Here is a 12,802-nt window from a genome sequence, read left to right as displayed (position 1 = left end):
GATAATGCTATAAGCTTAATAATAATAAATTTTAGTTACCAAATTATTGCCGCCCATATAACTGTTCAGCGGAACCAATCTTCAATGAAGTATAAGGTGCTATTTGTGAATCGGTTAAAAAACAAGCTCATTCCTTTTGAAAACCTTAATAAAATAGCGTATTTATAGCTCTAAATGTCTGCATAGGGGCTTTTTGTTGAATTTATGACGGAAGCGATGTTCTTATTCAGGCACATTTCTACCTCGTATTCTTCTCATTTAGGCCCCATTTCTTAGAAATATCATGAGATTCTTAATTTTTTCCTATCTGCTTTTATTGATTCCCTTTGGTTCCCATAGCCAGATCAGGCCGGTGTGGAATGAATATAAGGAGATAGATGGCATGGTGTCCAATTATATCTACGACATCAAGGAAGACGCGAAAGGTCTTCTGTGGCTGGCGACTGAAAACGGGCTGGTAAAGTTCGATGGGTATCATGCCTCCCGCGTGCTGGAGCCGGATAGCACCGGCCGGCATTCACCCGTATATTTTGTCTACATCATGCCTGGCGGAAGGTTATGGCTGGGCACCAAAAACGGGTTAAAAATATATGACCCGGAGCTTCGCCGGCAAATAGATCATCCCTTGTCCATCAATAAGCCCATTGAGGATATCATCTACCTGGGTGACAATCGTGCCTTGATCTCTTATTTACACGGTGTTTATCTTGTATCCACTGATGCAGACCTTAATCCGCTGACCTTTCAGGCTTTTGATGTCAGCTATTTTGGTGAAAACCTGATCGTCAATGAGTTTTTGGTTAGTAAAGGGCGCGACCTGTTCATTTCAGTAGCAGGCTATGGCGTAATTCATGGCAAAACCAATGAGGTCGGGCAGTGGAAAAGTTTTAGCCTGATCAATAATCCGTTGAAAGATGAGCGGCATGAATTTAAGCTGGGGAAGAACCTGCAACAGCTACCCGGAGAGCAGCTTTTGATCAATTACCTGACAGAAGGCCCTTTCATCTACGACCTGAATAAGCAAAGACTGGAAAGGGTTCCCGGGCTAAACTTTGGTGATATACCTACTATCAGGCCTTATTCTGCCGCCTCCTTTGCCGACGGGTACCTCTACTTTTCGGTTACCGGTATGGGCATGTATCGCATCCACCTCAACAGCCGGCACCCGGAGCCTGAGTCAATTTCTTTCGAATCCATTCCCGATTTCAACTTTCTGGATGATGGTATATCGTCTATTTATGTGAAAAATAACACACTGTGGATAGCCACCATAGGCGATGGCCTTAAAAGCACATCCATCAATGGAGAAGGGATCAAAACTATAGCACTGCATGAGTATATCGGCAATCTGACCAGTTTATACTCTGTAAAGCCAGATAATAAAAACGGGCTTCTCGTGGGTACGTTTGGCAAAGGAGTGATCTACCTGCAGCATCAGGGTGAAGGCGCCTTTGACCTGTCAGGAGTAGGGGAAAACAGTAAAAGGCTTAATCTTCCTTCCGACAGTACAAGTGAAATTCATTTTGACCGGAAAAATAATTTATGGATAGCGACATATGGAGGCCTATGCTATTATACCGAGGCGCAGTACAGGCGTTTTCTGCAAGGTGAAACAGTGTATCCTAAAATATATGCACCCGGTGATGCAGATCCATTAACCTCATCTATTGTTAATGATGTTTTTGAAGATACCCGGGGGCAGGTCTACGCCACCACTCAGGAAGGGTTGAATAAAATTAACCCTGAAACCGGAGAGGTTACCAATCATCTGGACTCATTGGCCAAAGGTGTTTTTCAGATGGACAAGCCCATCTACTATGGTGACTTTTTGAGTGACAGCAGCATCATTCTCTTTAGTCATTGGGTCAACGGGATTGTAAAAGATGGATTGTACACCAGTCATGATTACCTTTTTCCGGACAACTACGGTGTTTATGTCTTTCATGCTGTTATAGCCACAGATGGTGCCAACTGGCTGGGTACTAACAGAGGCCTCTATAAGTATGACCCTAAAACAGGGAAGACGGTGGAGTTTGGAGAAAAGACATATTTCAAAAACAAGAAGATCAATGCTATCATTGAAGATGAGCACCAAACGCTTTGGATGGGCACCAACCAGGGAATATTCTCTTTTGATCCTGCCACTGGGAGGATCAATCAGTACAGGGTGCCCGGAGCGAAAGGCTGGCCGTTTTTTCATTATGGCTCCGTAGGAAAGGATAGTCAGGGCAATATTTTCTTTGGAACCAATAAAGGAGTGGTATTTATCAACCCCGGGAGGTTGGCAGAAAATGATAGACAATGCAACGCTCCATGCAGTATCATCATTTCAGATATACTGGTTAATGATAAGCTAGTTAAAAACACCCTCACAGAAGGGGCAGTTGTGGAAATCAACGAAGATGATGTGATAGATATTCTGCTAGGCTTCCCCACACATCACCGGCACGACGGCATCAGCTTTGAGTATAGTATTGATGATGGGAAATGGTTTCCCGTAGACCCCGTAAGTCCGCATATTTCCCTGCACCACTTCAGTCCGGGAGAGTACAAAATCGATGTAAGAGTGATCCGTCATGGAGGAGAGGTGCTGGCCACTTCATCCATACCTATGGCAGTTGACGGCCCCTGGTGGAAAACCTGGTGGTCGTTTGTGCTGTACAGCCTGGTGGCAGGCCTGATCGTAGCCGGGTATTACCGCTACAGGCTCGCGGGAGTGCGGCTAAAGCAGCAACTGGAACTGGAAAAAGTGGCTCGAATCAATCAAAATCTCAAGCTGGACTTCGTTTCCAATATCTCTCATGAGTTCCGGACTCCTCTAACCCTCATACTCAACGACATTGATAGCCTGAAAACCAATGGCAACGCACTGAACCCAAAACATCTGGATAAGATTGAGATCAACGCACAGCGCCTCAAGCGGTTGGCCAATGAGCTCATCGATGTAAAGAAGCTGGAGAAGGAAGGACTTAAACTCATGGTGGCGCAGCATGACATCGTCACCTTCGTGAAAGATACCTGCCAGGTTTTTGAAGAGCTGGCCAGGAAAAACCATATTGATCTGAAATTTGAAACGGATAAAAACTTTGAATTGATCTGGTTTAATAAAGACCAGCTTGAAAAGGTAATCTTCAACCTGCTTTCCAATGCCTTTAAGTTCACCCCGGCCGAGGGCAGCATTAAAGTCAGTGTCAACTGCGGCTATCAAGCAGCAGGGCGCGATGCGGTGCAAATCATTGTGGAGGACAGCGGTATGGGTATAGCGGAGAGTGACCTGGGCAAGGTGTTTGACAGCAGCTTTTCACAACCGCCGATCAATGAAGCCAGTGGTTTTGAAAGCACGGGTATAGGGCTGCACCTGAGCCAAAAGCTGGTCAATCTGCATCATGGAGAGATCAGTGTTAACAGTGTGAAAGGAGAGGGCACTGCTTTTTCGTTATTTCTCTATAAAGGGTCATCACATTTCCAAAGCGATCAGCTCCTTAAGTACCGGTTGCAGCATCACCTTAAGCGGACATTGCTACGATTCAATAAAGAGTTTAAACCCAGCGAAGGAGCCAAAGTGCTTGTGGTGGAAGACAATAAGGAGATCAGGAACTATATATGCAGCATCCTCTCAGAATACTATTCGGTAATTGATGCCAGGTCAGGGATTGATGGCGTTGAGCTGGCCAAAACCAAATTGCCCGACCTGATCATCACGGATCTTTCGATGCCCGGAAAAAGCGGTCATGCACTCATTCGCGAGATCAGGGAAGATGAGATGACCAGCCACATTCCTATCATAGTGCTTACGGCCTTTGCCTCGGATTCCAAAAAAGTGGAGGTACTGACAGCGGGTGCCGACCTGCACTTGTCCAAACCCTGCGACAAATCAGTTTTGCTGGCAAGTGTTCAAAACCTGATCAGCTCTCGGGCCAGCCTGAAAGCTATGTTTTCCGACTCCATGGCCAACATTGATGAGGCAGTACAAAACTCACCGGACTCTGATCTCCTGAAAAGGGCTATGGTAATTGTGAATGCCCACATGGCCGATCCTTACTTCGATGTGGCCGACCTGGCAGATAAACTTAAGGTCAGCCGGTCGCTGCTTTACCTGAAATTCCCTGCGCTGACCAATTACTCTCCCAAAGAGTTTATTCATGTGATGAGGGTACGCAAAGGAGCCAAACTATTGAAGTCAGGTCGTTATAACATCAATGAGACCAGCGATGAAATAGGTTATAACAGCCCTAAAAATTTCAGGAAGTATTTCAAAAGCTACTTCGGCATTTCACCGTCCGACTTCCTGAGAAACAACAAGGTCAAAGGTTGAATTTTGAACAAAGCGGCCCCTTTGTAAACAAAACGACCCCTTCTAAACAAAACGACCTTATTTCCATGTACAGTTTTAGCGCTGTTGTTTAGCCAGAATACACACCTTGGAGGGTATTTAATTTTCAAACCTAAAACCAAATACCCATATGAAAAGAACGTTTATGAGACAGATGAATGCTCATCTTCTCACATTGTTGTTATTATTTAGCCTGGGAATGGCTAATGCTCAGGATGTGAGCCGGTACGAGCAGAAAGGATTATTCCAGCACTTTACAGAATTTGAAAAAACGCCGGCACTTGGCAGCGTTGAATCATTTATCCGGCAGAATTATAAAGCCAATGCTGATTACGGTATTAAAGTTCTCAATGTAGAAACCGATGAGCTGGGGATCACCCACTACCGAGTAAGGCAAACCTTTAATAATATTGCTATAGCCAATTCTATGCTTTTGCTGCATGTGAAGGACGGTAAAGTACTTACCGCCAATGGAGAGTGGTACAAGCAGCTTCCCGTATCTGCTCAAAAGTCAGCCTCGTTGTCAGAGACTGCAGCTTTGAGAAGAGCACTGGAGCATGTAAATGCCCGAACCTATATTTGGGAAACCGAAGAAGCCCGGCAGGTAAAAGCCGGAAAGCATGAAAACCACAGAGACATTAATTATGACAAACCGGAAGGTGAGCTGGTTTATATTACTACCGATAATGAATTGGATGCCGGCAAGCTTACACTGACCTACCGGTTCGATGTGTTTGCGGTTGAACCTTATACAGAGCAAAATGTATACGTGGATGCAGCCAACGGAAAAATTGTATTCGAAGAATCCCTGATCCATGATGCCCTGGTAAACGGTACGGCCAATACAGGTTACTATGGAGCCAAGTCCATCACGGTAGATCAGAGCGGAAGCTACTACTATGCGAGACAAACCGGAAACAGGAATTTCCAGCTTTACAACAACAACAGCCCGTACTACAGCACATCTTCTACCTTTTCAGGTACAGGAAATGCCAAGTACTATATAGATGTGTACTGGGGCGCTGAAGTTACCTGGGATTACTACAAAGAGAAATTCAGCAGGAACGGATATGACAACAGAGGCTCTAAGATCAATTTTGTAGTTAACAACCCTCAGGTAAACAACAACGCCTATTGGCAAAACGGAACCGCTTCATTTGGCAACAGCAGCAGCGGTACACCTTTTACCTCTTTGGATGTGGTGGCGCACGAAGTTACCCATGGTGTTACAGCCACCTCTGCCGGCCTGATCTATCAGGGTGAGTCAGGTGCACTTAATGAAGCCTTTAGTGATATTTTCGGAACTTATGCAGAGCACTATGCAAATGTTGGCGATAAGTGGACTGTTGGAGAGTATATTGCTTTCCAACGGTCTATGAGCAATCCCAACCGTCATCGTCAGCCCGATACCTACAGAGGTACTTACTGGGCCAGCACTTCCGGCGGAGACAACGGCGGTGTGCATACCAACAGTGGCGTACTGAACTACTGGTACTACCTGACTGCCGAAGGTGGAAGTGGTACAAATGATAATGGCAGCTCATTCAGTGTAAGTGGCGTTGGGATTGAAAAAGCAGCCCAGATCGCTTACAGAGCTTTGACAAGGTACTTAACAGCATCATCCGGTTACTCCGCAGCCAGAACGGCTGTAATCAATGCAGCGCGTGACCTCTATGGAAACGGTTCATGCGAGGAGGCTGCGGCTACGGATGCCATGCACGCGGTAGGTGTTGGAAGCGCCTTCAGCGGCAATTGTGGTGGAGGTTGTGATGCTCTTACGGGCTTATCCGTTTCCCAGATAGGAACTACCAGTGCTACAGTGAGCTGGAATGCCGTTTCAGGGGTAAGCGCTTATACACTTGAATACAAGCCAAGCACAAGCAGCACGTACACTACGCTGAATGTAAATGCCAACAGCAGGACAATTACAGGCTTAACAGCCGGCACTACGTACAACGTAAGGGCCAGGTACACCTGCTCTAACGGTTCTACTGCTGACTATGCTACAACATCCTTTACCACAGAGTCTGATAACCCTGGCTGTAATGCGGTTACAGGTTTGTCAGTAGGTAGCATAACGCAAACATCAGCTTCTGTATCATGGAGTGGCGTTTCGGGAGTTAGTTCCTACACTTTACAATACAAAGCTGCCAGTGCATCATCTTACACCAGTGTTACTGTAAATGGCACTTCCAGAAGCCTGTCAGGGCTGAGTGCAGGTACCCGTTACGATGTAAGAGTACGCTATACTTGCAGCAATGGTGATCCTTCTGAGTATGCCTCTACCAGCTTTAATACCGAGTCTGATGGTGGCGGAGGTTGCGACGGACTTCCGGCCTGGAGCCAGTCGGCCTACTATAATGCCGGTGACCAGGTAGTATATAACAATAAAATATACGAAGCCCTCTATGATATTTACTATTGGCCTCCAACCTCAGCGTACTGGAGAGAGATCGGCCCATGTGGTGGCGGAGGTAGCTGCAATGCCGTTACCGGACTGGCCGCTTCTCAAATTACCAGCAATTCAGCCCAAATCTCGTGGAATGCAGTATCAGGGGTAAGCAGTTATAACTTTGGTTACAAGAGAAGCTCACAATCTACCTGGACTACCGAAACAGTAAGCTCCAACAGTGAGCCGTTTACCGGACTGGCAGCCAATACATCTTATGATGTACGTATCAATTACACCTGCTCTAACGGGCAGTCAGCGCCTTACGCAACTGTTACATTCACTACTGAAAGTGGAGATAATGGTGGAGGATGCAGCGGTGTGTCTCCTTATCAGAATGGAAAATTATATAATACCGGAGACAGAGTAGTGTACAACGGATACCTGTACGAAGCCCAGATCGATGGCATCTACTGGCCTCCATACTACGGCTGGTGGACCAACCTGGGGCCATGCAACGGAGCTACTTCTGCATTTAGTGGCGGAGAACCTCTAGCTGATGGGCTTAACCTTTACCCTAACCCGGCCAGAAGCTATGTAGATATTAAAATTTATAGCCTTCGAAAGGCTAAAGCAGTAAAACTCCGCGTTGTCAATAGTACTGGGGCTACTGTTTACCAACAGCATGTAGAGCTTAATGAAGGCGTAAATGATATCAGGGTAGACCTGAGATCAGTAAAACCCGGCATTTATGTACTCGAAGTGGATGGAAATACCAAAAGGTTGTTGGTACAAGAGTAACTCTCTAAGGTTGATTAATTTTACGGGTTAGTTTTAGGGGCTGGTTGTATGACCGGCCCCTTCTTTTATGTCTTGACCGGCAAGGGGCTTAATGCTATTCAGTTATGGTACCAGACTCCATGCGCTCATTAACTTTCGGTTGGTAAATTTATTTTTATAATGGCAGCTTACAGAGCTAAATTCCGGCTTTACTAAACTTCCAAAAGTTTGGTAAAGCTTTACTGTTCTGTAGCATTGGCTGATGTCGTATCACCTTACTCGGCAAAGGCCTGTAGGTCGAAATTGGCTAGAATGGGCTTCATAAACAACTCAATCCGTTATTGTCTGTTGATCAAAACAACCAGCTAGTATCTTTTACCTACCAATTCTCCGATTCTTTTTCCAGATCTTCCTGGCCAGTGAAAGTTTCTGATTTAACTCTTGCAGATGCTGACCTTACTCTTTTCACTAATATTGATTTCGTGATAGGCTCACCTTTGGTAGTATAGCCCGCAATGGGGTCAATAGAAGATGAAAGTCCCTTCTCAATAATCTTTAGATAGGCATTCAATAAATCTTCATCATCTATCCTGTCGATCAATTTGTGAAGTGATTCCTTTAGTTTTACAGTTGACATACGCAAAATGCTTTCTACAAAATGACGATTATTTAACAATTTTAGATCATTAAAAGAGTTAAATTAAACTTCTTTTTACGACTTGTGATTGAAGGTATTCCCATACGGCATGAGATTCAGTGCCTGGGAATCGAAGCGATGCAAACAAACTTAGCCCATCGTTGCGTGTTTTACCAAATAACCATTCCATCCTGATCCTGGCAAAAACTCCAAACCCACGACAACCAAACACCTTATTCATTGCCCTTTATATTTTCTGATAAAAATCGGAGCATTGAAGCCTCTTAAAATGTTTTTTTATTTAAAAATGGGCATATTCGTGTTCATTATTTGAGCATGCGCATTTTAATCAGCTTTATATTATTTGTTGTTGTACACACGGCTTACGGTCAGGTAGGGTTAGCCAAGAGGGCTTTAAAGCAACTGGAAAAAGGTAATTGGGTCAGGTCGGCCGCTTTGGTGGATAAGGCTTTGGAGAAAGACAGCTTACTTCCGGCCTCTTTGTACGCAAGATCCAGGGTGCTCATTGATACCGCAAATAAACGCCCACAAATTGACTCAGCCCATTTTTATATCCTCAAAGCTCGGATAGCCTACGATAGCCTGGGGGAAAGAGCAAAGAGCAAGCACATAAATGCCGGGATCGACAGTACAGCCCTGGAGCAGTTAAAGGCACGGATTGACAGCATAGCTTTTCAAAGGGCGCTGGAAACAAACACTGAGGCAGGTTTTATATATTTCTTAGCCAATTATAATACTTCCATGCAGGTTCCAAAAGCCAGAAGTCTGCGCAATGCTTTGGCCTACGCCTCGGCCAAAGCAGAAAATACCTATAAAAGCTACCAGCTCTTTATGGAAAAATATCCGGATGCAGAGCAGGTAGAGGAGGCCAGGCAGCGGTACGAAAAGCTCTATTTCAGCAAAAGTACGGCTGATGGAAAGTTGATGAGCTACCTTAAATTCCTGAAAGAAAACCCTGATACACCATACCGCACGGAAGCCGAAGTGAATATTTACGAGGTGATGACAGCCGATAACCATGCTGACAGTTATATCAATTTTATCAAACAGTTTCCCCGAAGCCGGGTAAGGCCGAGAGCCGTTGATTTTTTGTATCATGTGCTTAAAGAGCAAGGGAAGTACCTTCCAAAATCTATGGTGACAGATTCCCTGGCAAGGGTCATCACCCTGGAAGGCCGTACATTCATTCCCATCATGGACAACAGGATGTATGGGTTCATGGATATGTATGGTAATACCATAATTCCACCATCCTTTGCCGGTATTTTTGAAGCAGAGCTTTGCGGTGGCATTGACCGTGATTATTTGCTTGCCGGTGATAAAATAATTACCCCTAATAATACAGTGATCTATGAGGGTGGGTACACTCAGGTTACCAACCTGGGCTACGGTTTACTAAAAGTTAGCCATGAGGATAAAACAGGCATAGTTCACAAATCGGGAAGAATCGTATTGCCTGTTGAATATCAGGATGCGCGGCTGATCAAAGGGGCATTGATAGCTTTCAAAAAGAACGACCTGTGGGGTTTAAGAACTGTTTCGGGCAGGGAAATAACGGGCAACAGTTATACGGACATTCTATCTCAGGGGGCATTCATCATCCTGGAAAAAGAAGACCAGATATATGTAAAAAATATAAACGCATTGGTGGCCTCTGTGGATAACCAAAAGTTCGATCCGGGAAAGGCTTATGATGATTTCGAACTGGTAAACGATAACCAGATCTGGATGAGTTCAAAAGGGGGCGAAACCATTATAGATGCAAGGCTCAATGAGATCATACCTTTCGCTGACCAGAAAATTAAAATATTAAAGAAGGGTTTTCTGATCGATAAGCACGGCCAGTTCTACGTGCTGAATGAAAATTACCGGCCGATAGATAAGGAGCCTGCCTTTAAGGCCAGCGTAAATGAAGCCTGGGTGGCATTAAAGAATAAAGAAAACTGGCTGCTCTATGATATGGAAAGCTATACCTTACGAGGCAGGAACCTGGATTCCCTGAGTTTAATGGGTGATGCCTATGCAGTAATGTATAAAAATGATTCTGTTGCTGTAGTCACAAGGGAAAAACCGTTGCTTTTGTCCGCGAATGAAAAAGTCACTTTACTCTCGTCCTTAAATGCTGCCCAATACCTCATTGTGGACGATGGAAGGAAAAAGAGTATTTACAATCAACTGGGGCAGCGGGTTTTCAGCGGCTCTTTTGATGAAGCTAAAGCACTGGGGCCTCATTATATTATAATCTCACAGCGAGGCAGGAAAGGTATGCTATCCGACAGTGCAGAGGTGTTGCTCCGAACAGAATATGATGCCATCGCCAACTATCAGGATGGTTTTGTTTCTTTGCTTCGCAATAAGAAATTCGGACTTTACAATAAGGAAAGAGGCATATTTATACCCGCAGAATATGAGAAAAATATACACCGCTATAATAACGAAGTGTTTATTGCTACAAAAAAGGAAAAGCTGGGCCTGATCAGTAAGGGAAACAAGCAGCTTTCCGATTTTACCTACGATGATATCAGGTACTGGAGCGATAGTGTAGCGTTGGTTAAAACCGGATACCAGTGGTCGCTTTTCAATTTCAAATCGCAGCAAATTATTGACGAAGGAATAAAAACCCTGCAATTCGCAGGACAGGCAGCAGGTGAGCAGATAGCTATCGTGCTCAGGGAGTCTGGCTATGGTGTGCTGGGCAGTAGTCGTGGCCAGATAATTTCAGCAACCTATAATGATGTGATCAACGTGGGCACTGAAACGGAACCGGTATTTTTTGCCGAAAAAAATATTGCAGAGGCAGACCTTTATGTGGTTATCTATTACGACAAAGATGGTAACCCCATCCGCAAGCAAACCTTTGAAACCGAAGATTATCCGCTGATATATTGTGACAACTGATTGTACCTGAACATAGGGCTATTCCGTTCTATTTTACTAATATTGTGCGTATTGGATATGCCTACTTACCCCTCATTAACTAGAAATTGATCAGACAAATGAAAAAATTATTGCTGCTTGTACTCATTCTCAATCTGGGAGCTGTTGCCGAAGGACAAACTCAAAAACCTAAGCTTGTGGTTGGGGTTATTGTAGACCAGATGCGCCAGGAGTACCTGAGCCGTTTTGAGTCCAGGTTTGGCACAGATGGTTTTAACAAGCTAACCAGAGATGGGTACGCTTTTAAAAATGCACATTTCAATTATGTGCCCACCTATACAGCACCGGGACACGCTTCGGTTTATACGGGATCTACTCCGGGTATTCATGGCATCATTGGCAATAACTGGTACAATAAAGAGTTGAAAGACATGGTTTATTGCACCGATGATAAAACACAACGCACCGTAGGCAGTAGCTCTGCCCGTGGTGAAATGTCGCCACACTACCTGCTGTCGACTACAATCACCGATGAACTCAGGTTGTTTACAAAAAAACAGTCCAAAGTAGTAGGTGTCTCGATCAAAGACAGGGGTGCAATTTTTCCGGCGGGCCATCTCGGTGAAGCGTACTGGTACGATAAAGAAACAGGTGATTTTATAACCAGTACCTATTACAAAGAAAAGCTTCCTGCCTGGGTAGAGAAGTTTAACAACAAGAAACGGGCAGATCATTACCTGTCTCTGGTATGGGAACCTCTGTATGATATTAAAACCTACACTGCCAGTGACCCGGATAAATCAAAGTATGAAATGCCGATAGGTGACCGTGACGCAGTTTTTCCTTACGATCTATCCAAAAATAAAGGCAACTATGAGAGCCTGGCAGCTACACCGTTTGGCAATGACATACTTGCCGAACTGGCCCTGGCAGCTATTGAAGGAGAGAAATTGGGCAAAGGTGAGTACACCGATTTTCTTTCGGTCAGCTTTTCGTCTACAGATTACATAGGTCATGATTTTGGCCCGTACTCCATTGAGCTTGAAGATACCTACCTGAGGCTGGACAAAAACATCGCGCAGTTGATCGCTACCCTTGACCAAAAAGTAGGTAAAGGCAATTATGTCATATTTCTCACGGCAGACCATGCGGTGGCTGAAGTGCCTCAATATCTGATAGATAATAAAGTGCCGGCCGGTTATTTTACTGAGGATGTTGAGCAGAAAGTGGAAGAAATCCTGAGTTCGAAATATGGTGAAGGGGACTGGGTAGAAAACTTCAGTAACCTGCAGGTTTTCTTTAACAGAGCACTAATGCTTGAGAAAAAGGTACCGCTGCACGAAGCCCAGGAGTTTGTTGCGCATTACCTGATGCAGTTGGATGGAGTGGCAGAGAGCTACCCGGCCTATGCTATTAACTGGATGGATTATGGTGCCGAAGGTATCAAAGGACTTTTGGCAAGAGGCTATCATCAGAAAAGGTCTGGCGACGTATTGTTCAGTCTTCAGCCCGGCTGGTTCAGAAGTTGGGATAAAACAGGTACTACACACCATTCTGCATTTACCTACGATACCCATGTGCCTATGCTATGGTATGGGACAGGCATTAAAAAAGGGGAATCTTACAGGTATCACCCGGTTACAGATATAGCACCTACGCTTTCCATGATGTTGGGCATTAAACTTCCAAGTGCAGCTACCGGGCAACCTATTTTGGAGCTTTTGGAGGAGTAGCTTTTTTGTGAGGTATATATCGTAAAACACTG

5 protein-coding genes are annotated in these 12,802 nt (G+C 44.8%); 4 read left to right on the top strand and 1 reads right to left on the bottom strand.

The window, feature by feature from the left end:
- The first annotated feature begins 283 nt into the window (after positions 1-283).
- Positions 284-4,315 carry a response regulator gene (locus E1163_RS20375; protein ID WP_155174307.1) on the top strand — a complete coding sequence of 1,344 codons (4,032 nt, stop codon included), beginning with the start codon at positions 284-286 and terminating at the stop codon, positions 4,313-4,315.
- Between the two features lie 148 nt (positions 4,316-4,463).
- Positions 4,464-7,523 (top strand): M4 family metallopeptidase, encoded by a 3,060-nt coding sequence (locus tag E1163_RS20370; protein WP_155174306.1) that lies wholly within the window; start codon positions 4,464-4,466, stop codon positions 7,521-7,523.
- A gap of 358 nt (positions 7,524-7,881) precedes the next feature.
- Here E1163_RS20370 and E1163_RS20365 read toward each other — a convergent pair whose 3' ends face one another.
- Complete coding sequence (locus E1163_RS20365; protein WP_155174305.1) at positions 7,882-8,139, bottom strand: hypothetical protein; 258 nt, start codon at positions 8,137-8,139, stop codon at positions 7,882-7,884.
- Between the two features lie 336 nt (positions 8,140-8,475).
- Here E1163_RS20365 and E1163_RS20360 point away from each other — a divergent pair, with 336 nt between their 5' ends.
- Together E1163_RS20360 and pafA are read left to right on the top strand one after the other, a co-directional pair.
- Positions 8,476-11,058, top strand: coding sequence for a WG repeat-containing protein (locus E1163_RS20360; protein WP_155174304.1), 2,583 nt, complete (start codon positions 8,476-8,478; stop codon positions 11,056-11,058).
- Positions 11,059-11,156: 98 nt separating this feature from the next.
- Positions 11,157-12,770, top strand: a complete 1,614-nt coding sequence (gene pafA / locus E1163_RS20355) for an alkaline phosphatase PafA (protein ID WP_155174303.1) — start codon at positions 11,157-11,159, stop codon at positions 12,768-12,770.
- Positions 12,771-12,802: the final 32 nt, after the last annotated feature.

This window comes from Fulvivirga kasyanovii, from assembly GCF_009711405.1.
GTDB classification, from domain to species: Bacteria; Bacteroidota; Bacteroidia; order Cytophagales; family Cyclobacteriaceae; genus Fulvivirga; species Fulvivirga kasyanovii.
This window is presented reverse-complemented; position numbering and strand designations above follow the sequence as displayed.